This is a genomic window from Deltaproteobacteria bacterium, assembly GCA_035063765.1.
GTDB lineage: Bacteria > Myxococcota_A > UBA9160 > UBA9160 > PR03 > CAADGG01.
Genome location: JAPSFT010000001.1, coordinates 59187 through 78726, shown reverse-complemented (window position 1 = coordinate 78726; position 19540 = coordinate 59187). Strand labels below are relative to the sequence as shown.

The following is a 19540-nucleotide window of genomic DNA, read 5'->3' as shown; positions in this document are numbered from 1 at the left end:
CCGGCTAGGCCTAGGCGCCGGCCCGCGAAACCCGTGTCCGTCCGTCCGACGCGAGGGGGTGTAGACCATGCGCCAGCGTGAGGCCGCGACGGCCCTCGGCATCAGCGAGCGGCACCTTCGGCGCCTCCTGGCCGACGGCATCGTGCGCCCGATCCGCACCCGCGAGGACCTGGCGGCGGCCCAGGCCGTGCTCGAGGCCCGGGCGCGCAGCCGCGAGGACGCGCGCACGGTCCGGCTCCGGGAGTGGACGCGGCTCGCGAAGGAGAAGGCCGACGCGCAGGCGATGGCGAACGAGCGGCTCCGCAGCGAGCTCGTCGGCGCGCAGGCCGCGCGCGAGGCTGTCGCCGGCGCGAGGGCGCACGTCGCCCGGCACCTCCGGGCGCTCCCTGCGCGGTGGGCCCCGCTGCTCGTAGGCCTCGCATCGGTGCCGGCGCTGCAGGCCGCCCTCGGCGAGCTCGTCCGCGAGGCGCTCGAGGCGCTCGCGACGCCGCCGCGCCCGCGGCTCGTGGCGCGCAAGCGGAAGGCGCCGTGACGATGGAGCTCAGCGGCGAGGACGTCCGCCGGCTCGCGGCGGGGCTCCTCGAGCACGCCGTGAACGACGCCATGCGGCCTCCCGGGCCCGCCGCGGCGGAGGCCGCCCGCGCTGCGGCGCTCGACTTCCTGCGCGGCCCGCGCTGCGAGTTCTGGTGCGCGGCGCTCGAGCTCGACCCGGAGGCGATGCGCGAGCGCTTGCAGGCGCGAATCGAGGGGCGCTCCTAGTGCTGCGCGAGGCCGCGGCGGGCGAGCTCGGCGTCGAGCGCCTCGCGCGCCGTGCGCAGCAGCAGGCGGACCCGGTGCTGCGTCCACGCGAAGGGCGCCTCGGCCCAGTGTTCGCTCGCGAGGAGTGCGATGCCCGTGTCGGCGCGGCCCGGGCCCGGCCAGGCGACGTAGTGCTCGATCACGCGCCGCTGCCAGGGGTCGAGCGTCTCGAGGCAGCGGGCGAGCGTCGCCAGATCGGCGAGCGCCGCGGGCTCGCGCACGGTGCGTCCGCCCTGGATCGCGGCGCGCGGCACGAAGGCGAGCTCCCGGCGCCAGGCGCGTCCGCAGCGCGCGCAGCGCATGACCCATGCGCGCCCGCGCGCGCTGTGCACTTCGTGGCGCTCCTCGCCTCCGCAGGTGCAGCGCGCCGCGAGCAGATAGCCGCGCACGGCGGCGGCATCCTGGCTCCGCGGCGCCGAGAGACCCGCGCGCAGGCGGTGGTAGCGCCACACGGCCTGATCGGCGTTCAAGCCGCACCCCCCGAGCCCGAACGTGCCGGCGCACCCGAGATGCGCGCAAGGGGGGTTGCTGGGCTGGGCCGTTTCTGACGTAGCCTCTCACCCGACGGGTGCCCGCGGATGCGGCGCCGAACGAGGAGCAACCATGAAGGCGAAGCCGAAGGGCGCGAAGTACCGGAACCTGACCCGACGCGGGGCCGTGGTCTACTTCGAGGCCGTGCTCGACGGCCAGCGCGTGCGCTTCTCCACCGAAGAGGCCGACTGGGATGCGGCGGCGGCGGTGCGGGATGCCTACTTGCGGAAGCGGGCGGAGCGCGCCGGCCGCGAGGCCGCGCACACCTTTGGCGCCCTGGCCGAGCGCTACCTCAAGGAAGCGACCGGCCACCTGTCGGGCACGACGCGGGACGATCGCGACCGCGTGCTCGGCGCGGACGGTGAGCTTCGCCGCTACTTCGGCGCGATGCGCGCGAGCGACATCCGGCGCGCGACCCTGCTCGACTGGTGGTATCGCGAGGTGGAAGGCCGCGGGCGACACGAGCGAACGGGCCTGACGCTGCTTTCCGCGCTCTCGGGCGTGTTCGGCTACGCCGTGGACCTCGAGCTGATCGACGCGAACCCGGTCGACACGTTCCGGGGGACGCTCCGCCGGCGCCGCCGCTCGAAGCGGGGCCGGGCCGAGGCCGCGCAGGGCGGCAGCATCCGGCCGATCGAGGAGCCGGCGCAGCTCGGGGCGCTGGTGACCGCCTCGCGCGTGGAGTACGAGCGGCGCTTCGGGAACGGGCGCCCCCGGCGCGAAGCGCAGGCTTCGCACGTCGCGACCCTGCTCATGCTCGACGCTGGCCTGCGCGCTGGCGAGGTGGCCGGGCTTCGCTGGCGGGACGTGCGCTGGGGCGGGGACCCTGACGACGTGACCCGGGCGCTCGTGATCCGCGCGAGCGTGGCCCGGGGCAAGTACGAGGAGGCCCCGAAGAGCGGCCGAAGCCGGGAGGTGGCGCTCTCGCGCCGCCTGCGGCGGCTCCTGCGGGAGTTCTACGTGGCGCAGGGGCAGCCGGAGCCCTCAGCCCGCGTGCTCCCGGGCTACATCCACCGCAACTACCAGGGGCGGCACTTCGAGGGGATCTGCGCTGCCGCCGGGCTCGCGGGCCGAACGCCGAAGGATCTTCGCGATACGTTCGCCTCGCAACTCCTGACCGCGGGCATCCAGCTCGGGTACATCAGCGGCCAACTCGGGCATCAGGACGTGGCCACGACGGCGCGCCACTACGCCACCTGGGCCGGCGCCGGGGCCTACCGCCGGGCGCTCGAGGTGGAGCCGGGAGAGGTCCCGGCGGACCTGATCGCGCGAATCGAGGCGATCGAGTCCCCCCACAAGTCCCCCCACCTCGCGAAAACGGACGGAGCGTCAGCATGAGCGCTCGCGCCAAGTGCCCGACTTTCGTTAGGTTCTGGACTTCCGCCCCCGTAGCTCAGATGGATAGAGCAGCGGTTTCCTAAACCGCGTGTCGGCTGTTCGAGTCAGCCCGGGGGCGCCATCTGGCCGCCATGTGCCCGCCCGTCTGCCGCGGCTACGGGAGCGGGTCACAGGGCTGGGCGGCACCGCCCGGGATCTCGAACGGCTCGAAGCCGCCCCCTCTCACGAGCGTGTCGCACAGGCCGTCGCAGAAGCTGTCGATGCCGCCGTCGTCGAGGAAGGTCGTGATCTGGCGCACCTCGGCGGGGATCTGGAGCGTGCGGCCGTGGGGGTCGCAGGGCGAGCCGACGCTGCGGTTCACGAGCGGGGGGGCGAAGGCGGCGAGGGCGGGATCGGAGAGGTCGCCGTACATGCCGGCGTCGTACCAGGTGGTGGCGCCGACGAAGTGGGGGTCGCTCGGGTCGAGCGGCGGCGCCACGTCGGGGATGCCGGCCCGATCCGCGACCGAGGAGCCCTCGTCGCTCCGGGTGTCGGCGAGGTTCGGCAGGCCGAGCGTGCGGATCGCGATCTCGCTGGCCTCGTTCGAGACCACGCCGTCGAACTCGGCGACGGCGTAGAGCAGGTCCTTCGCCGCGCCGCTGCCGGGGAGCGGGGCGCGGGTCACGTGGTGCAGGTAGCCCGAGGGCTCCGCCGAGTCCCAGAGCTCCTCGGCGAGCCCGAAGAAGAGGGCCTGCACCATCGGGTCCGGGTTCAGGAGGTTCAGCGCGAAGTCGATCAGGCCGATCGCGGTCGAGCGCTGGATCAGGATCGAGAAGTTCGCGGCCGGCACGTCGAGCGCGACGTTGCCGACGTCGGGCGAGGTGGCCGCGAACCAGGTGCCCATGATCCCGCCGAGACTGATCCCGAAGTAGTCGAGCCGCTCGTTCGGCTCGGCGAAGACCTCGCGGCCGTCGGGGGTCTGGAAGGCGGGATCGCCGGCGAAGCGGCCCTCGCGCAGCATGCGCCCGAGCACGAGCGCGTTGGTCATGCCCTGGCGCAGCCGGTCGGGCAGGGCGCCGAAGTTGTTCGGGTCGAGCAGGATGGCCTGGAGGATGAAGTTGTCGAACAGGTGCTCGATCGAGAAGTCGTGGCTCGAGAGCCCCAGCCAGTCGGTCGCACCCGCGATGCGCAGGAAGTCCGGGCCGCCGTGGGCGAGCTCGATCGCGCCGAAGCCCTGCGGCGCGTCCACCACCGAGGCGCCGTTCCCGAACAGACCGTGGCCGGTCACGATCGGCCGCAGGGGGGGCGTGGCGGGGTCGAGGACGGCGCAGGGGATCGTGATCGCGAAGGGTGCGTCCATGACACCCTGCGGCTCCGGGAGGCCGTCCCCGTCGGCGTCGACGAGGCGGCCGCCGGTGGTCGGCTCGAGCAGGGGGTCCGAGGAGAGGAAGAGCGGGACCTGGAAGGTTCCGCGCAGCTGCCGCCAGGTGCGTGCGCCGGGCGCCGCGCAGTCGTGCGCGATCGAGACCTCGCCGCTCGCGCCGGGCGCGGCGAGCGGGAACACGGTGAAGGTCGGGCCGGCCTGGGCCTCGAGCCACGCGAAGGCCTGGTCGCGCATCGCGAGCATCGGGCCCGTGAGCTCCGCGTCGCTCTGCACCACGAAGTCGAAGGCGAGCACCAGCTCCGAGCGCCGCACGCCTGCCCGCCGGAGCCTTCGGAAGAGCCGCTCCATCGCGGGCCGGCGCGCCTCGAGGGCGGGGATGTCGCTCGGCCTCCCGTCGCGCAGCGCGGCGAAGGCGGGCTCGGCCTCGACCGGCGTCCCGTCCGGGTGGACGAGGTTGCGCATCGCCACGACGTAGCGGTGGCCGCCCTTCAGCGTCACGCCCGGGCGCAGGAAGAGCACCTCGCGCGCAGGCGACGGGCCGGCGGCGGCGCGGGCGTCGCGCTCGATCCAGTGGAGGACGGGCTTCATGCCGGCGCTGGCGTCGAGCAGCAGCGTGGGGCTGCGCCGGCCGAGCGACGTCTCGCCGTAGCTGCGCGAGTCGGGGAGCAGCCGCGAGGCGCCCGAGAGGGCCGGGTCCACGCCGCCCGGGAAGTGCATCAGCACCTGGACGCCGGGGCTGAAGCCGTCCTGGCCGCCGAAGGCCGCCGGGTGGAGCGGCTGCGAGAGGTCCGGCAGGGAGCCCTCCGGGTACTCGACCCGCACACCGGTCGCCGTGTCGGCGGCGACCAGGAAGCGCGAGGAGGGGAAGGGCAGCAGGCACTCGACGTCGTTCAGGATCTCGCACCGGTCGGGCCGATCGAGGGCGATCCGCTCGAGCGAGGTCCGGGCCGTCATCGGGACGCGCAGGAAGAAGAGGAAGCGCACGACGGCGCGCGCCTCGAGCTCGTAGGCGCCTGCGGGAAGGCCCGGAAGGCTTCCGGCCGCGGTGTGGCGCGGCTCGAGGGTGAGACCGCCGCCGGCGAGGTCGAGGACGGGCTCGCCGTCGAGGAGGACCTCGAGCGACTGCACGCGACCGAGCAGGGGCAGGTGGAGGCGTACCGCGAGGGGCTCCTCGCCGGCCAGGGAGAGGAGGCCCGGGGCGGGCGACAGGAAGCCCAGTCCGAAGACCCGGAGGAGGCCCTGGGGGTGGCAGCCGGTGGCGAGCAGGAGCAGGAGCAGGGGGGCGGCGAGCAGGGTCCGGGGGCGCATCGGGAGCTCCGGGAAGGGGGTCATGGGGGCCGGCCTGGGCCGGAATCGACCCGACGGTAACCAAGGCCCGGGCGGCGCGCGCGGGGCGGCCGGGCCGGGCTCAGGACCCGAGCTCGCGCAGCTCCACCGGCCGCCGCTCGCGCACGGAGCGCTCGGCGGCAACGCCCATCGCGACGGCGAGCGCCCCGTCCTCGACCGAGACCACCGGCCGCCCGCCGCTGCGGATCGCGTCGCGGAAGGCCAGGTGCTCGAAGAAGGTGGCGCCGTGGTGGGCGCCCGAGCCCGCGAGCCCCGGGTCGGGCGGGAAGGCGATCGTCGCGGGCTCGTCGCGGTCGCGCCGGGTGAGCACGAGGCGCTGCGCTGGCACGAAGGCCTCGGCCTTGCCGGCGTCGCCGGTCGCGGCCACCTCCATCTCGTGGGTGGAGTGCTCGGCGAACATGCACAGGTCGAGCAGCGCGCGGGCCCCGCCCTCGAAATCGACGATCGCGAAGGCGTTGTCGAGGATGTCGGGGACCTCGCCCCCGTAGCGCTCGTCGCGGTGATTCACGTCGGCGCCGCCCGAGGCATAGACCCGCAAGGGCCGCTCGCGCGCGATCAGGTTCATGAGATCGAAGAAGTGGCAGCACTTCTCGACCAGGGTGCCGCCCGTGTAGCGGGCGAAGCGGTTCCAGTCGCCGACCTTCGGCAGGAACGGGTAGCGGTGCTCGCGGATCGCCAGCATGCGCAGGCGTCCGATCGCGCCGCCGTGCACCTCTTCGACGAGGCGCGCGAGCGGACGGACGTAGCGGTACTCCATGCCCACCCAGACGATCCCCGGGTGGCGTGCCGCTGCCTCGACGACGCGCTTGCAGTCGCCGACCTCGGTGCAGAGCGGCTTCTCGACGAGTACGTGCTTGTGCGTCGCGAAGACCGCGCGCAGCACCTCGTGGTGGGTGTGGTTCGGCGTGGCGACCACGACCACGTCCACCGCTGCGCGGCGCAGGAGCTCGCGGTAGTCCGCGTACTCCTCGACCGCACGCCCCGCGAGGGCGCTGCGCGCCCAGCCGCGGCTGGTCTCGTGGGGATCGGCGATCGCCGTCACCTCGACACCGGGCAGGAGCGCGAGGCTGCGGATGTGCTCGCAGCCCATCATGCCGGTCCCGATCACCCCGTAGCGCAGCGTTTCGCCCGCCAACGCTCGTCTCCTCCGGCTGCTCGCCGGCAGGGGTGCGCGGGCCGGGCGGAGGACGAGCCTCCGTCCGGCCCCGTACGGTCACTCGGCCGGCGTCTCCGCCGCCGGCGGCGTTGCCGCCGCGGGCTTCACGATCTCGAGCAGCTCGACCTCGAAGGCGAGCGTCGCGCCGGGCGGGATCGAGCCCGGGAAGCCGCGGTCGCCGTAGGCGATCTCGGCCGGGCAGATGATCCGGGCCTTGCCGCCGACCTTCATGGTCTGGAGCGCCTCGGTCCAGCACGGGACCACGCCGCCGAGCTTGAACTGGGCGGGCTCGCCGCGCTTCACCGAGCTGTCGAAGACCTTGCCGTCGCGCAGCGTGCCGGTGTAGTGGACCTTCACGCTGTCGTCGGGGCCAGGGGAGGCGCCGCTGCCCTCCTGGATGGTGCGGATCACGAGCCCGGAGGGCTTCTTGACGGCGCCCGGCTCGGCGGCGGCCTGGGCGGCGAAGGCCTGACCGGCCTCCTTCTCCTTGGCGGCGGTGGCCGTGGCCCGCGTCTCCGCGAGCGTGCGGATCCGGGGGCCGAACTGGTCGAGGGGCACTGCCGACTCCTTGCCGGCCAGCTCGTCACGCAGCCCGGCCACCACGAAGTCGACCTCCTCGGGGCTCAGCGCGAACGGCTCGAGGTTGCGGGCGACGCTCACGCCGAGCGCGTAGAGCGTCTTCTCGTCGTCGGTGCCGGGCGCCTTCTCGGCCTCGGCCGGCGGGGCGAAGGCCGCCGCCAGCGCGAGCAGCAGAGCGGCCACGAACGGGCTGCGATGGGTCATGGGATCCTCCAGGGCGGCGGAGAGTAGCGGCGGGCATTGCCCGGACCATGGGAGGGAGGGCGAGCGTCGGCCGCCGGATTGCCCGCCTCCCCGCGACCCCCGAGACTGCGACGACCCCGAGGAGGTCCCCGATGCGCATGCTCTCGCTACCCGAGGCGGCCGCGCTGCTGCGTCCCGACGACACCCTGGCGGTTCCGCTCGGGCCGGGCCAGCCCGCGGCGTTCCTGCACGCGCTCTCGGCGCGCGACGACTGGCGCGGCCTCACGGTGTTCGGGGCGCTCCTGACCGATTTCTTCCCGCTCTTCACGCGCCCGGGTGTCACGCTCCACTCGGGGTTCTTCGGCCCCGTCGAGCGCGCGCTGCGCGCAGCCGGCCACACGGTCGCCTTCATCCCCGCGGACTTCCGGCGCTTCGCGCACCTGGCCCGCGCGATGGCGCCGCGCGTGATGGGGACGACCGCCGCGCCGCCCGACGCGGGCGGCTGGCTCTCGCTCTCCCTGCACGCCGGCGCCACGGTCGAGGAGCTGCACCGCTGCGGCCGTGACCCGGGCCGGCTCCTGGTGGTCGAGGTGAACCCCAAGCTGCCGCGCACGCTCGGGCTGCCGCCCGCCCACCGCCATGCGCTCCACGTGGACGAGGTCGACGTCGTGGTCGAGAGCGATCGCGACGTGGTGGCGCTGCCGGTCGCGGAGCCCGACGAGGTGGAGCGCCGGATCGCCGGGCATGCCTGCCGCTTCGTGCCCGAGGGCGCCACCCTCCAGACCGGGATCGGCGGCGTACCGGGACAGATCGCGCGCCTGCTCGCGGCCGGCAGCGGCGGCGACTACGGCATCCACACCGAGATGTTCACGGACGGGCTCATGGAGCTGTGCCGGAGCGGCAAGGTCACGAACCGCAAGGGTCTCTTCGACGGGATCTCGACCGCGACCTTCGCCCTGGGCTCGCGCGCGCTCTACGACTGGCTCGACGGCAACGAGTCGGTGCGCTTCCTGCCCATCGACCAGACCAACGATCCCGCCCTGATCGCGCGCAACCGCCGCATGATCTCGATCAACGGCGCGCTCTCGGTCGACCTGCTCGGCCAGGTGGTGGCGGACCGGATCGGGGACGAGGAGTACTCGGGGATCGGCGGCCACGAGGAGTTCGTGAGCGGCGCGGGGTTCTCGGAGGGCGGGCGTTCGCTGATCTGCCTGCCGTCGAGCGCCCGCACGCGGCACGGTGTGGTGTCGAGGATCGTGCACGGCTTCGCGCCGGGGGCGTCCGTCACGACGCCGCGCCACCAGGTGGACGTGATCGTGACCGAGTACGGTGCGGCCGAGCTGGCCGGCCGCACGGTCGCCGAGCGGGCGCGCGCGCTGATCGAGGTCGCACACCCCGCCGTGCGCGCCGCGCTGCGCGGGCAGCGCCGCGAGCTGCCCGTGATCGAGGCCCCGGCGGAGGGCGCGGCGGTCGCGGCGGCGAAGGGCGCGGGGCGATGAGCGGCGAGCCCGATCCGGAGCTGCCGCCCGGCTACGCGCGCGCGCTCACCGCCGTCGGCAGCGCCTCGCTCGCCGGGCTCCAGGGCCTCGAGTGGGCGCAGCGCCGCCTCCACCCGCCCGACGCGCCGCGCCTGCGCCAGCAGCTCGGACCGCTGCGCGACCGGCTCGCGGAGGCGCAGGAGGCCTTCGGTGCCGCCGAGGTCCCGCCCGCGCTCGTGCCCTTCCACGAGCAGCTCGCGGCGGGCGCCGCCGAGACCCTCGCCGCGCTCGCGCTCTTCCTCGACCCGGGGCCGCCGGCGGAGGCAGTGGCGCGCGTGCTCGGCAGCCTGCGCCGCGGCTGCCGGGCGCTCGAGGCCTTCTATCCACTGCGCGGCGTGCTCCCTCCGATCGGCCGGCACTTCGTCGAGCCGGGCTGGCACGGGCGGCTCGCGGCGCTCGATCCGCATCCGGCGCCGGCCTTCGGCGCGGGCGTGGGCCTGCACCGCGCGGGCTCGGACGGCGATCCCGAGGCGCGCGGCGGCTTCTCGCTCTACGTGCCCGAGTGGCTCGCCGGGGAAGCGCCGCGGCCCCTGGTGGTCGCGCTCCACGGCGGCGCGGGCCACGGCCGCGACTTCCTCTGGACCTGGCTGCGCGAGGCGCGCGGCCGGGGCTTCCTCCTGCTGGCGCCGACCTCCGTCGGCTCGACCTGGTCGCTCGAGGCGCCCCCGAGCGACGCCCTGCGGCTGCGCTCGATGGTGGACTGGGTGTCCGCGCGCTGGCCGGTCGACCGCGGGCGGATCCTCCTCACGGGGCTCTCGGACGGCGCCACCTTCACGCTCCTGGCCGGGCTCGACGAGGACGCGCCCTACACCGCCCTGGCACCGGTCGCGGGCGTCCTCCACCCGCTCAACCTCGCGAGCGGCAACCTCGGGCGCGCGCGCGGGCGCCGCGTCTTCCAGGTGCACGGCGCGCTCGACTGGCTCTTCCCGCCCGCGCTCGCGCGGCTCGCCCGCGACGAGCTCGAGCGCGCCGGTGCGGCCCTCGTCTATCGCGAGATCGAGGATCTCTCGCACACCTACCCGCGCGAGGTGAACGGCGAGATCCTGACCTGGTTCGACCCCTCCCTGGTGCCGCCCGCCGCCTGACTCAGGCCCGCTCCCCCGCGACGATCGCCTCGAGCTCGGCGAGATCGCGGACCACCCAGTCGGGCCGCGCGCCGGGGGTGCTCGCGCGCGCCGCGCCGGGGTCCGCGACCCGGCGCGTGATCCAGACCGTGCGCAGGCCGAGCGCCGCGGCGCCCTCCACGTCGGCGCGCAGGTCGTCACCGACGTGGATCGCCTCGCCGGGCGCGACACCGAGCGCGTCGAGCGCCGCGGCGAAGAGCTCAGCGCGCGGCTTGCGGACCCCGACGTCGTGCGAGATGGCGAGCGCATCGAGGCGCTCGCGCAGGCCCGTGCCGGCGAGGATCCGGTGCGCCGCGGGGCTCCAGCTCCAGTTCGAGCACAGGCCGAGCCGCACGCGCCCGCGCAGCCGGTCGAGGACGGCCGGGTGGTGCGCCGGCGTGCGCGCGATCCCGACCAGGAGGTCCATGTGCGCGCGGGTCAGCGCGTCCGCGAGCGTGCCCTCCGGATCGGACGCGCCGAGCCGCGCCAGCAGGTGGGCGAAGCGCAGCGGGGTCGGGAGCTCGCGTCCCTGGCCCCAGTACGCGGCCCGCAGGTCCCGGTCCACGGCGGCGAGGGCGGCGGCGAAGTCCTCGAAGGAGATCGACAGGTGGGGTCGCAGCGCCGCGTGGACGGCGCCGGCGGTGGTCGGCAGCTCGCGCCCGGCGACGGTGAGGCGCGGCAGGTCGGCGAGCGACAGGTCGACCAGCGTGTCGAAGAGGTCGAGCAGGACGGCGCGGATCAGAAGCCGCCCTCCCGTTCGACCCAGGCGCGCTCCTCGGGCGTCGAGGCGCGTCCCAGGGCCGGGTTGCGGTGCGGGAAGCGCCCGAAGCGCTCGATCACCTCACGGTGCCGGATGGCGTAGTCGAGGAAGCTCGCGAAGCGCGCGCGTGCCCGCTCCGGGGCGGCGGCGGCGAGGAGCCGGAAGCGCTCCACCGCGAGCTCCTGCGCCTTGCGGTCCTCGGCGTGCTCGAAGGGCAGGTAGAGGAAGACGCGCTCGCACAGGGCGAGCGCGAGGTCCTCGCCGCGGGTCAGGGCGGCGCGTGCGTGCGCCAGCGCACGGGCGTCGCCGGCGAAGGCCTCGGCCCGGCCGCGCTGGAGGTTGCGCGAGAGCTGATCGAGGAGGAGGACGAGCGCGAGCCGGCCGCGCGGGCTCCCGGCCCAGTCCTCGAGCCGGCCGGCGCAGGCCGCCTCGTGGAGCGCGCCGAAGCGGCGGCGCAGCTCGCCGTCGAAGGCCGCGTCCTTCGCGAACCAGCGCGCCTCGAAGGCGGGCGCGGCCAGGCCGTCCCCGTCGAGCGGCCCGAGCCAGAAGGCCAGCAGCTCCTCTGCGCGCGTGTCCATGGCCTGCCGAGGGTGACCGGCTTCGCGCGCGCGGGCCAGCCGGCATAGGATCGGCCCGGGCATCCGTCCGAGGAGGAGGCGCGCCTTGATCGAGCTCGAGCGGGTAGGGCGGCGCTTCGGCGAGGTCGTGGCGGTGCACGAGCTCACGCTGCGCGTGGCGCCCGGCGAGCTCGTGGCGCTGGTCGGCGGCTCGGGCTCGGGCAAGACGACGACCCTCAAGATGGTGAACCGCCTGGTGGAGCCGAGCCACGGCGTGGTGCGCATCGCTGGCCGCGACGTCCGCACCCTGCGCGCCCCCGAGCTGCGCCGCCGCATCGGCTACTGCTTCCAGCAGATCGGGCTCTTCCCGCACCTCTCGGTCGCGGAGAACGTGGCCGTGGTGCCGGAGCTCCTCGGCTGGGAGCGCGCGCGGGTGCGGCGGCGCGTCGCCGAGCTGCTGGCGCTGATGGAGCTCCCGCCCGAGCTCGCCCGGCGCCGGCCGGCCGCGCTCTCGGGCGGCCAGCAGCAGCGGGTCGGGATCGCGCGCGCGCTCGCCGGGGAGCCCGAGGTGCTGCTGATGGACGAGCCCTTCGGAGCCCTCGATCCGCTCACCCGCGACACCCTCCAGCAACGCTTCCAGGAGATCCGCCAGACCCTCGGGATCACGACGCTCTTCGTCACCCACGACCTGGCGGAGGCGGTCCTCCTCGCCGACCGGATCGCGGTGCTCGCCGGGGGGCGCCTGCTCCAGCTCGGGACCCCCCGCGAGCTCCTGCGGGCGCCCGCGGATCCCGTCGTCGCGCAGCTCGTCGCGACGCCGCGGCGGCAGGCCCGGGCGGTCGAGGCCCTGCTCGGGGACGCCCGCGCGTGAGCGAGCTGCTCGGCGAGCTCCCGCGCTACACCGCGGCGCACCTCCAGCTCTCGCTCGCGGCGCTTCTGATCGCGACGGCGGCGAGCGTCCCGCTCGGGGTCTGGGCCAGCCGGCAGCCGCGCGGGGGGCGCGTACTCCTGGCCCTCGTGGGCGCCCTCCAGACGATCCCGAGCCTGGCGCTCCTGGCCTTCATGGTGCCCGTCCTCGCCGCGCTCGGGGGCTGGAGCCTGCGCGTGCTCGGCTTCGCGGTACCGGCGATCGGGGTCGCCCCGGCGCTGCTCGCGCTCTCGCTCTACGGAACGCTGCCGATCCTCCAGAACGTCGTTGCCGGCCTCGCGGGCGTCGATCCCGGCGTGCGGGAGGCCGCCCGCGCGATGGGCATGACCGGCCGGCAGCGGCTCTGGCGCGTCGAGCTGCCGCTCGCGCTGCCGGTGATGATCGCGGGCCTGCGCACCGCGGCGGTCTGGGTGGTGGGGACCGCGACCCTCGCGACCCCGGTCGGCGCGCCGAGCCTCGGCCACTTCATCTTCAGCGGGCTCCAGACCCGCAACTACGCGGCGGTGTCGCTCGGCTGCGGGGCCGCGGCCGCCCTGGCCTTCACCCTCGACCGGGCGATCCGCCTGCTCGAGCGCGGCGTGGCCGGGCGCCGGCGCGGGCTCGTGGCCGCCGCGCTCGCGGGCCTCGCGCTGCTCGCCGCCGCCGCGAGCCTGCCGCGCGCGGGTGGGGGAGGCGCGGCCGCGAGCGCTCCGGCGCCGGTCGTGATCGGAGCCAAGACCTTCACCGAGCAGTACGTGCTGGCCGAGCTGCTGGCCGGCTGGATCGCGCGCGAGACGGGCGCCCCGGCGCGGGTGCTGGGCTCCCTCGGCTCGACGGTGCTCTTCGACGCGCTGCGCGCGGGCGAGATCGACGCGTACGTGGACTACACCGGGACCCTGTGGGCCACGGTGCTCGGCCGCAGCGGGCCGCCTCCCGCCCGCGCCGCGATGCTGGCGGAGGTGCGCCGCGCGCTCGCGGAGCAGGACGGGGTCACGCTGGTCGCGGCGCTCGGCTTCGAGAACGCCTACGCGCTCGCGATGCGCGGCGATCGCGCCCGCGCGCTCGGGATCGCGACCATCGCGGACCTGGCGCGCCACGCCCCCTCGCTCGCGATCGGCGCCGACTACGAGTTCCTGGAACGCCCCGAGTGGCGTGCCCTCGTCGCCGCCTACGGGCTCGCGTTCCGGAGCGAACGCAGCATGGACCCCTCGCTCATGTACGACGCGCTCGCGAGCGGGCAGGTCGACGTGATCAGCGCCTTCTCGACCGACGGCCGGATCGCAGCCCGCGGCCTCGTGCTGCTGCGCGACGAGCGGGGCGTGATCCCGCCCTACGACGCGGTGGTGCTGGCGGGCGCGCGGCTGGCCCGTGAGCGTCCCGAGGTGGTGCGTGCGCTCGCCGGGCTCGGGGGTGCGATCGACGCCCCGACCATGCGGCGCCTGAACGGCGCGGTGGACCAGGGCGGCCGCTCGCCGCGCGCGGTTGCTGCCGCGTGGCTGAGGGCGCGCACCCACTGACGCTGGCGGAGACCGAGCAGGCAGAGGCTGAGGAGCAACAGCGCGGCGGGTTCGGGCGTCGCGTGCGGCCTGTGCCCGGCCGTCAACGCGGCGCTCTCCGGTGCGAAAGCCGCTCGCGGCGCCAGGCTCACGAACTGCGCCTCCGCCGCAAACAGGTCCCAGCCGGGCGCGGGCGTTGCCGGGCCGTGCGCTGCGGGGGGCGCCACCGCCAGGCAGACGATGAGCAGGACCCCTGTGACGATCCGACGCGCCACGACGCTCCCCTCGCTACCGGTCCCGCTCCCCCCATCGGCGGAAACGGGCTCGGAACTGAGCGCGATGAGGGGGCCATCTGCGCGCGCAGGAGGCGGAAGGGGATCAGCAGGGCCCGAGCGGGGGGGGGGAACCCTCAGGCAGTCCGGTGCCGGGGTGCGGTCAGGGCCACGAGCGCGCAAAGGAGCGCGACCGCGGCGTGCGCCGGCGGCACGTCGGCGGCATTGGCGACTACGAAGGCCGTGAGGGCGGATGCCGCCGCGACGGCCGGCGCTACCCAGAGCATCGGCCGCACCTCGCGACACAGGTTGCGCGCCACGAGCGCCGGGAGCACCAAACATCCGAGGGTGTAGATGAGACCCGAGGAGCGGATCGAGAGGCCGATCGCGAGCCCGAGCCACAGCGCCACGCCGCGCAGCCAGCGCCGGGCCGGGATCCCGACCGCCGCCGCCATCTCCGGGTCCATCGCGAGCAGCCGGAGCCGGTCGCTCCAGCACGCAGCCCCGAGCATGCTCGCTGCCGCCAGGGCCGCGAACACCGCGAGTTCCCCTTCGTGGGCGCCGATCAGGGTCGAGAACATCAGCCGGTGCACCTCCTCGAGCCCGTGCGGGCTGTGCGCGAGCAGCAGCACCGGCAGGCTCGCAGCGGCGAGGAAGATCCACGCCGTGCGCGCCTCGGCGCCCGCCGCACCTGCGCGCCGCGGGCTCGCGGTCAGCAGCGCCGTCGTCACCGACGCCGCCACCGCGGCGACGTCGGCGGCGGCGCGCGATTCGAGCCACGGCCAGTGCGCCGCTGCGCCGAGCCCGGCGCCCCACAGCAGGGCTGCGATGCCGAGCGTCGAGGCCTGGCCGATCGCGGCGCCGAGGAAGACCTGCTCGCGCGCCACCACCCACACGCCCACCAGCGCGAGCAGCGCCGCCAGCGCCGTTCCCGCGAGATACGTGGTCTGGAACAGCGCCCAGGACTCGAGGAACGATTCGATCACGCGAGGCCCGCCAGCGCCGATCCGAAGGCGCGCCGCAGCTCGGGCCGGCCCAGCATCTCCTCGCGTGGCCCGGCGACCACGGTGCCGGCGTCCACCAGCGCGAGGTGGCTCGCGCGCCGCGCGGCCAGCGCGAGCCGGTGCGTGACGAAGAGCACCGTCACCCTCCGCTCGCGTTGGAGCGCGTCCACGACCTCGAGGAAGGCGTCCTCGCTGGGCGGATCGAGGCCCTCGGTGGGCTCGTCGAGGATCAGGAGGGCGGGCCGGCGCACGAGCGCCCGCGCCACCAGCGCGCGCTGCCGCTGGCCGCCCGAGAGCGACCAGTAGCTGCGCTCCTCGAGCCCCGCGAGGCCCGCGCGTGCGAGGGCCTCGGCGAGCTCGCCAGCGCGCGCGCGAGGCAGGCCGACCCGCCCGAGCGTCACGAACTCGCGGACGGTCGTCGGCAGCGTCGGGCTCAGCTCGCAGCGCTGCGGCACGAAGCCGATCCGCGCCAGGCTCGCGCGCTCGGGGTCGCGTTCGAGCCGCCCGCCCTGGAGCGGCAGCAGGCCCAGCACGGTGTGGAGGAGGGAGGTCTTGCCGGCGCCGTTCGGGCCGAGCACGAACCAGCTCTCGCCGGCGTGGACCTCCCAGTCCACGCCGGCGAGCACGCTGCGCCCGCCGTGGCCGATGCGCGCGCCGCGCAACGCGAGCACCGGCATCAGCGCGCCCCGACCAGCGCACGCACGTTGAAGTCGACCGTCGCCAGGTAGTCGTCGGTGCCCGGACGGCTGCCGGTCTGGTGGGCGAGCTCGACGATGCGCGCGCCCGTGCGTTCCGCGACGAACTCCGCGTGGCGCGGCGAGAAGTACGGGGTAGACAGGATCAGATTCACGCGTTCCGCCTGCATTTGCTCGACCACCTCCTGGAGTTGGCGCGTGGTCGGCGCGATGCCCGGCAGCGGCTCGAGCGCGGCCACCAGCTCGAGCCCGAAGCGCTCGGCCAGGTAGATCCACGCGCGATGGTCCTCCACCGCCTTGCGCGGCGGCCCGGTCCCGATCGCACCGAGCCAGCCCCCGAGCGACGCACCCGCCTCGGCGACCAGCGCCGGGAGCCGGCCTGCCTCGACGGCGGCCGCGATCTCGGCCGGCGTGCGCTGCCCCGCGAGCTCCGCGCCCACCAGCCGTTCGACGAGCCGGGCAGCGAACGCGTGGTAGCGCGCGGCGAACGCGCGCGCCTGGTCCGGACGCAGCGCCGAGAGCCGGTCGCGGATCGCGCCCGCGACGCGCAGCCCGTTCAGCGGATCCGGCAGGTAGTGCGGGTTCCCGAACGGGTGCACGTCGCCCATCGAGCGGTCGACCCGGGCCTGCGGCACCTCGCGCGGCACGATCGCCGTCGAGGCGTCGAGGGAGCCTGCGGCGCCGCGCTGGATGCGGGGGTTGCGGGCTGCGCCGAGCAGGGGGGGTAGCCAGCCGCTCTCGAGCCCCATGCCCACACGGATCAGCAGCTCCGCCCGGTGCAGCTCCTTCACGAAGCTCGGGCGCGGCTCGACGAAGTGGACGTCCTGGGGGCCCTTGGCGAGCGAGGTGACCTCGACCGCGTCGCCGCCCACCTGCCGGGCGAGGTCGGCGAGGTCCGGGGTGGTCGCCACCACCCGCAGCGCGTCGGCGCGGGCGCCCCCCGGCGCGAGCATGGCGACGAAGAGGATCGGAAGCGCGAGCTGTCGCAGGGTCATGGCGGCCTCCTAGTACGCGTGCGCCGCGTGGGCGCCGAACAGGAACTCGATCCCGGCCCACACGGAGAGCGCGTCGTCGAGCTCCGGGCCTTCGGTCCAGTCGTAGTTGGCCTGCAGGCGCAGGCGCGAGAACTCCGAGGGATGGAAGACCAGCAGCGGCGCGATCCGGGTGCGGTCGCTCCGGAACGGGTCGTCCTCGCGCGAGGCGAAGACCGGCGCGCCGTCGTCGAGCGAGCTGTCCTGGTCGAAGTCGTGGCCGCTGCCGCCCGCGTGCTCGACGCGGAAGCCAGCGGCCCAGTTGCGCCGGAAGCCGTAGAGGAGCTGCGCGTAGAAGCCCCAGTCCTCGAGGTCGTCGCTGCCGACCCCGACCAGGTCCTGGCAGTCCTCGTCGAGGCACAGGTCGAAGCCGTCGGCCTCGTAGCGGCGGCCCATCAGCTCGGCCTGGAAGGTCACGAAGGGCCAGCCGTGTTCGGCGCTGAGCGGACGCCACTTCACGACGACGTCGCCCCCCACGATGTGGGTCCTCCCGTCCGGCCCGGTCGCGTTCGGGCCGGTCACGTAGGAGACGCCGAGCTGCGCGCTCGTCGTGTCCGAGAGGTCGACGCCGTTCACCCAGCGCGCCAGGTAGAGCAGGTCCTTCGGCGAGCGCACGTCGACGTCGGCGAAGGGCCGCCCCCCGATCGGGCGCTCCTCGAAGGCCTCGTCGCTGGCCAGGAACGAGAGCATCGTCTCGCCGTTGGCGTTCTGCGCGCCGAGGTGGACCTCGGAGAACCACGGCACCGGGAGCAGCCAGCCGAGCCGCACGCCGGGCGCGCGCAGCCCGTCTTCGCCGAAGAAGCGCGTGCTCACGACGGGCTGGTCCATCCAGTCCCACTGGTGCGGGTGCTGGGGGTTGATGCGGCCGAACTCGGTGAAGAAGTGCCCCATCTCGAGCTGCGCGCCGCGCTCGTGGAGCCCGAAGGGCAGGCTCGTGGTGGTGACGAACGCCTCCTCGAGCTCGAAGCGCGATTCGCCCTCGGGATCGATGAAGTAGACCAGGTGCGCCTCGCCCGTGAAGTACGGGTCGACCGCGCCCGCCATCGAGAGCTCCGCCTGCTGCAGCGTGAAGCCGCGCCGGCGCGGGTCGTGGCCGCCGCCCTCGAGCAGCCCGAGCTGGTCGTTGGTGGCGTCCGACCAGCCGGCCGCGGCGAGCACGTCGAGCGAGAGGTCGAGGAGCTGGAGGCGGCCGCCGCCCAGCGAGAGCAGTGCGCCGTCGGGGGGGGCGCCGGCGATCGGCGCCGCCCCGGCGGGCGCCTGGGCGCCGGCCGCGCGCGCCTCGTCGCGCGCCGCGCGCACCTCGTCGGCGAGCGTCTCGACGGTGCGGCGCAGCTCGGCGTTCTCGCGAGCGAGGGCGTCGAGCTGCTGCTGGATCGTGGGCGGCACCGGCTCGGCGGCGCCGGCCTCCGTCGCACAGGAAAGGCACAGGAAGGCAATCGACAGGTGGAACGCGGAGCTCCGCATGGTCCCCTCCGGCGCGCGCCGTCATGCCGGCGCGCGCACGATGCGGGCGGCCGCGGCCACGCGCTCGAGGGCGCGACGCACGCGGTCGCCGGATGACTCGTGACGGGATTCGAGTCAGGCGATCGGGGACGGTGGGCCGCGGGGCGGACTCGGGAGACGCGTCTCGGTGGATGGAGCCGCCGGCGTGCGGGCCGCGTCGAGGCGGAGCGCCGGGAGGGCGAACGGCAGCGAGGCGATGCCGGGCGGCGCCGCCCCGGCGCGGGTCGCGCTCGTCTGGCAGGCGGGGCAGCCGGCGCCCCCGTGGGCCACGTCCGCCGCCGTGGCGTGGCCGGTGATCGTCTGCGCCGATGCTTCGGAGACGCCGTGGTGCTGGTGGAGCGGCGCGCCGAGGGCGAGGAGCGCGGCCGCCGCGAGCGCGGCTGCGAGCCGTCGCTGTGTGGCGCGCTCCGTCATTCCCTCGCGTCCGCTCGCCGCGGCGGGCGTCGCGCTAGCCGATCGCGCGGCGCAGGCGGCGCTTGAGCTCGAGGGCCTCGGGCGGAAGCCGGTCGTCGGGCGTGCCGAGCAGGAAGGCGTCGAGCCCACCGCGCTTCTGGACGGAGCGCAGCGCGCGCGTCGAGACGCGCAGGCGCACGGAGCGGCCGAGGCCGTCGGAGAGCAGCGACACGCTCTGGAGGTTCGGCGCGAACGTCCGGCTCGACTTGCGGTTCGAGTGCGAGACGTTGTGGCCGAACGACACGCGCGTCCCGGTGAGCTCGCAGCGGCGGGGCATCGGGGTCTCCTACTTCTTCTTGCCGTAGCGGCGCCGGAACTCGTCGACCTTGCCGCCGCGCGCGGCCTCGCGGAGCTGGCCGGTCCAGAACGGGTGGCTCACGGCCGAGACCTCGAGCCGGATCACCGGGACCTGCTCGCCGTCCACCTCGCGCGTCTCGCTCGAGCCCATCGTCGAGCGCGTCGTCCACTCCGTCCCGCTCGCGCTGTCGACGAAGATGACCTTGTGGTAGTCGGGATGGATGCCGGGCTTCACGGCGCGCTCGCTCCTACCAGCTCGACTTGCGCACGCCCGGGAGCTGCCCCGCCAGCGCGAGCTCGCGCAGCGCGATGCGGGAGATCCCGAACTTCTTGTAGTAGGCGCGCGCGCGGCCGGTGATCGCGCAGCGATTCTTCTTGCGCGTGGGGCACGAGTTGCGCGGCAGCTTCGAGAAGGCGAGCTGGGCGGCCAGCTTCTCCTCGATCGAGACCTCCGGGTCCTGGAGCTTCTGGCGCAGCTCGGCGCGCTTGCCGGCGTGCTTCTGGATCAGCGCCTTGCGGCGCAGGTCCCGGTGCACCTGGGAGGTCTTGGCCATCGGCGATCGTCCCTCGTGAAGAGCAGGCTCCGGCGCGACGGGTCCCGCCGGGGCGCCTGTAGATAGCAAAACGAT

General features: G+C 75.2%; 21 protein-coding genes and 1 tRNA gene. 8 read left to right on the top strand and 14 right to left on the bottom strand.

Features of this window, described 5'->3' with window-relative positions; translation table 11 throughout:
* Positions 1–67 precede the first annotated feature (67 nt).
* The gene (locus OZ948_00395; protein MEB2343183.1) at positions 68–532 is read left to right on the top strand and encodes a hypothetical protein; all 465 of its coding nucleotides are present in this window, start codon (positions 68–70) and stop codon (positions 530–532) included.
* Positions 529–759 (top strand): hypothetical protein, encoded by a 231-nt coding sequence (locus OZ948_00390; GenBank protein MEB2343182.1) that lies wholly within the window; start codon positions 529–531, stop codon positions 757–759. The genes OZ948_00395 and OZ948_00390 overlap by 4 nt, the downstream gene beginning before the upstream one ends.
* Here the strand turns inward: OZ948_00390 and OZ948_00385 are convergent.
* On the bottom strand, positions 756–1268 hold the full coding sequence (locus tag OZ948_00385) for a hypothetical protein (GenBank protein ID MEB2343181.1): 513 nt from the start codon (positions 1266–1268) through the stop codon (positions 756–758). The genes OZ948_00390 and OZ948_00385 overlap by 4 nt on opposite strands.
* A gap of 133 nt (positions 1269–1401) precedes the next feature.
* Here OZ948_00385 and OZ948_00380 point away from each other — a divergent pair, with 133 nt between their 5' ends.
* Entirely contained in the window at positions 1402–2667 is a 1266-nt protein-coding gene (locus tag OZ948_00380; GenBank protein MEB2343180.1) for a tyrosine-type recombinase/integrase, read from the top strand.
* Between the two features lie 44 nt (positions 2668–2711).
* Positions 2712–2788, top strand: a tRNA-Arg gene (locus OZ948_00375).
* A 33-nt stretch (positions 2789–2821) separates the two neighbouring features.
* Here OZ948_00375 and OZ948_00370 read toward each other — a convergent pair.
* The 3 genes from OZ948_00370 to OZ948_00360 form a co-directional block, all read right to left on the bottom strand.
* Positions 2822–5362, bottom strand: coding sequence for a hypothetical protein (locus OZ948_00370; GenBank protein MEB2343179.1), 2541 nt, complete (start codon positions 5360–5362; stop codon positions 2822–2824).
* A 76-nt stretch (positions 5363–5438) separates the two neighbouring features.
* A complete protein-coding gene (locus OZ948_00365; protein ID MEB2343178.1) occupies positions 5439–6512 on the bottom strand; it encodes a Gfo/Idh/MocA family oxidoreductase in 1074 nt (357 codons plus the stop codon).
* Between the two features lie 78 nt (positions 6513–6590).
* Positions 6591–7316 (bottom strand): FKBP-type peptidyl-prolyl cis-trans isomerase, encoded by a 726-nt coding sequence (locus OZ948_00360; GenBank protein ID MEB2343177.1) that lies wholly within the window; start codon positions 7314–7316, stop codon positions 6591–6593.
* Positions 7317–7447: 131 nt separating this feature from the next.
* On the opposite strand from OZ948_00360, the gene OZ948_00355 reads away from it, so the two are divergent.
* The gene (locus OZ948_00355) at positions 7448–8794 is read left to right on the top strand and encodes a 4-hydroxybutyrate CoA-transferase (GenBank protein MEB2343176.1); all 1347 of its coding nucleotides are present in this window, start codon (positions 7448–7450) and stop codon (positions 8792–8794) included.
* Positions 8791–9918: a phospholipase gene (locus OZ948_00350; GenBank protein MEB2343175.1), complete on the top strand. Its 1128-nt coding sequence runs from the start codon at positions 8791–8793 to the stop codon at positions 9916–9918. Before OZ948_00355 ends, OZ948_00350 begins: the two co-directional genes overlap by 4 nt.
* 1 nt (position 9919) lies before the next feature.
* On the opposite strand, the gene OZ948_00345 is transcribed toward OZ948_00350, so the two are convergent.
* Positions 9920–10663 carry an HAD family hydrolase gene (locus OZ948_00345; GenBank protein MEB2343174.1) on the bottom strand — a complete coding sequence of 248 codons (744 nt, stop codon included), beginning with the start codon at positions 10661–10663 and terminating at the stop codon, positions 9920–9922.
* Between the two features lie 11 nt (positions 10664–10674).
* On the bottom strand, positions 10675–11274 hold the full coding sequence (locus OZ948_00340) for a DUF924 domain-containing protein (GenBank protein ID MEB2343173.1): 600 nt from the start codon (positions 11272–11274) through the stop codon (positions 10675–10677).
* A gap of 85 nt (positions 11275–11359) precedes the next feature.
* On the opposite strand from OZ948_00340, the gene OZ948_00335 reads away from it, so the two are divergent.
* Positions 11360–12124, top strand: a complete 765-nt coding sequence (locus tag OZ948_00335) for an ABC transporter ATP-binding protein (protein ID MEB2343172.1) — start codon at positions 11360–11362, stop codon at positions 12122–12124.
* Entirely contained in the window at positions 12121–13677 is a 1557-nt protein-coding gene (locus tag OZ948_00330; GenBank protein ID MEB2343171.1) for an ABC transporter permease subunit, read from the top strand. The genes OZ948_00335 and OZ948_00330 overlap by 4 nt, the downstream gene beginning before the upstream one ends.
* Before the next feature lie 388 nt (positions 13678–14065).
* Here the strand turns inward: OZ948_00330 and OZ948_00325 are convergent, their stop codons facing one another.
* The 8 genes from OZ948_00325 to rpsN form a co-directional block, all read right to left on the bottom strand.
* On the bottom strand, positions 14066–14914 hold the full coding sequence (locus OZ948_00325; GenBank protein ID MEB2343170.1) for a metal ABC transporter permease: 849 nt from the start codon (positions 14912–14914) through the stop codon (positions 14066–14068).
* The gene (locus tag OZ948_00320) at positions 14911–15609 is read right to left on the bottom strand and encodes a metal ABC transporter ATP-binding protein (GenBank protein MEB2343169.1); all 699 of its coding nucleotides are present in this window, start codon (positions 15607–15609) and stop codon (positions 14911–14913) included. Before OZ948_00320 ends, OZ948_00325 begins: the two co-directional genes overlap by 4 nt.
* On the bottom strand, positions 15609–16622 hold the full coding sequence (locus OZ948_00315; protein MEB2343168.1) for a metal ABC transporter substrate-binding protein: 1014 nt from the start codon (positions 16620–16622) through the stop codon (positions 15609–15611). The genes OZ948_00320 and OZ948_00315 overlap by 1 nt, the downstream gene beginning before the upstream one ends.
* Before the next feature lie 9 nt (positions 16623–16631).
* Entirely contained in the window at positions 16632–18122 is a 1491-nt protein-coding gene (locus OZ948_00310) for a hypothetical protein (GenBank protein ID MEB2343167.1), read from the bottom strand.
* Positions 18123–18236: 114 nt separating this feature from the next.
* The gene (locus OZ948_00305; GenBank protein ID MEB2343166.1) at positions 18237–18575 is read right to left on the bottom strand and encodes a hypothetical protein; all 339 of its coding nucleotides are present in this window, start codon (positions 18573–18575) and stop codon (positions 18237–18239) included.
* Positions 18576–18609: 34 nt separating this feature from the next.
* Positions 18610–18891 (bottom strand): 50S ribosomal protein L28, encoded by a 282-nt coding sequence (rpmB, locus tag OZ948_00300; protein ID MEB2343165.1) that lies wholly within the window; start codon positions 18889–18891, stop codon positions 18610–18612.
* 9 nt (positions 18892–18900) lie between these two features.
* A complete protein-coding gene (locus OZ948_00295) occupies positions 18901–19146 on the bottom strand; it encodes a type B 50S ribosomal protein L31 (protein ID MEB2343164.1) in 246 nt (81 codons plus the stop codon).
* A gap of 13 nt (positions 19147–19159) precedes the next feature.
* Complete coding sequence (gene rpsN / locus OZ948_00290; GenBank protein ID MEB2343163.1) at positions 19160–19465, bottom strand: 30S ribosomal protein S14; 306 nt, start codon at positions 19463–19465, stop codon at positions 19160–19162.
* Positions 19466–19540: the final 75 nt, after the last annotated feature.

Coding starts and splice junctions, on each gene's coding strand:
- rpmB (MEB2343165.1), bottom strand. CDS start 18,891: ATGCCCCGCCGCTGCGAGCTCACCGGGACGCGCGTGTCGTTCGGCCAC.
- OZ948_00395 (MEB2343183.1), top strand. CDS start 68: ATGCGCCAGCGTGAGGCCGCGACGGCCCTCGGCATCAGCGAGCGGCAC.
- OZ948_00350 (MEB2343175.1), top strand. CDS start 8,791: ATGAGCGGCGAGCCCGATCCGGAGCTGCCGCCCGGCTACGCGCGCGCG.
- OZ948_00360 (MEB2343177.1), bottom strand. CDS start 7,316: ATGACCCATCGCAGCCCGTTCGTGGCCGCTCTGCTGCTCGCGCTGGCG.
- OZ948_00305 (MEB2343166.1), bottom strand. CDS start 18,575: ATGACGGAGCGCGCCACACAGCGACGGCTCGCAGCCGCGCTCGCGGCG.
- OZ948_00340 (MEB2343173.1), bottom strand. CDS start 11,274: ATGGACACGCGCGCAGAGGAGCTGCTGGCCTTCTGGCTCGGGCCGCTC.
- OZ948_00310 (MEB2343167.1), bottom strand. CDS start 18,122: ATGCGGAGCTCCGCGTTCCACCTGTCGATTGCCTTCCTGTGCCTTTCC.
- OZ948_00315 (MEB2343168.1), bottom strand. CDS start 16,622: ATGACCCTGCGACAGCTCGCGCTTCCGATCCTCTTCGTCGCCATGCTC.
- OZ948_00370 (MEB2343179.1), bottom strand. CDS start 5,362: ATGACCCCCTTCCCGGAGCTCCCGATGCGCCCCCGGACCCTGCTCGCC.
- OZ948_00380 (MEB2343180.1), top strand. CDS start 1,402: ATGAAGGCGAAGCCGAAGGGCGCGAAGTACCGGAACCTGACCCGACGC.
- rpsN (MEB2343163.1), bottom strand. CDS start 19,465: ATGGCCAAGACCTCCCAGGTGCACCGGGACCTGCGCCGCAAGGCGCTG.
- OZ948_00320 (MEB2343169.1), bottom strand. CDS start 15,609: ATGCCGGTGCTCGCGTTGCGCGGCGCGCGCATCGGCCACGGCGGGCGC.
- OZ948_00355 (MEB2343176.1), top strand. CDS start 7,448: ATGCGCATGCTCTCGCTACCCGAGGCGGCCGCGCTGCTGCGTCCCGAC.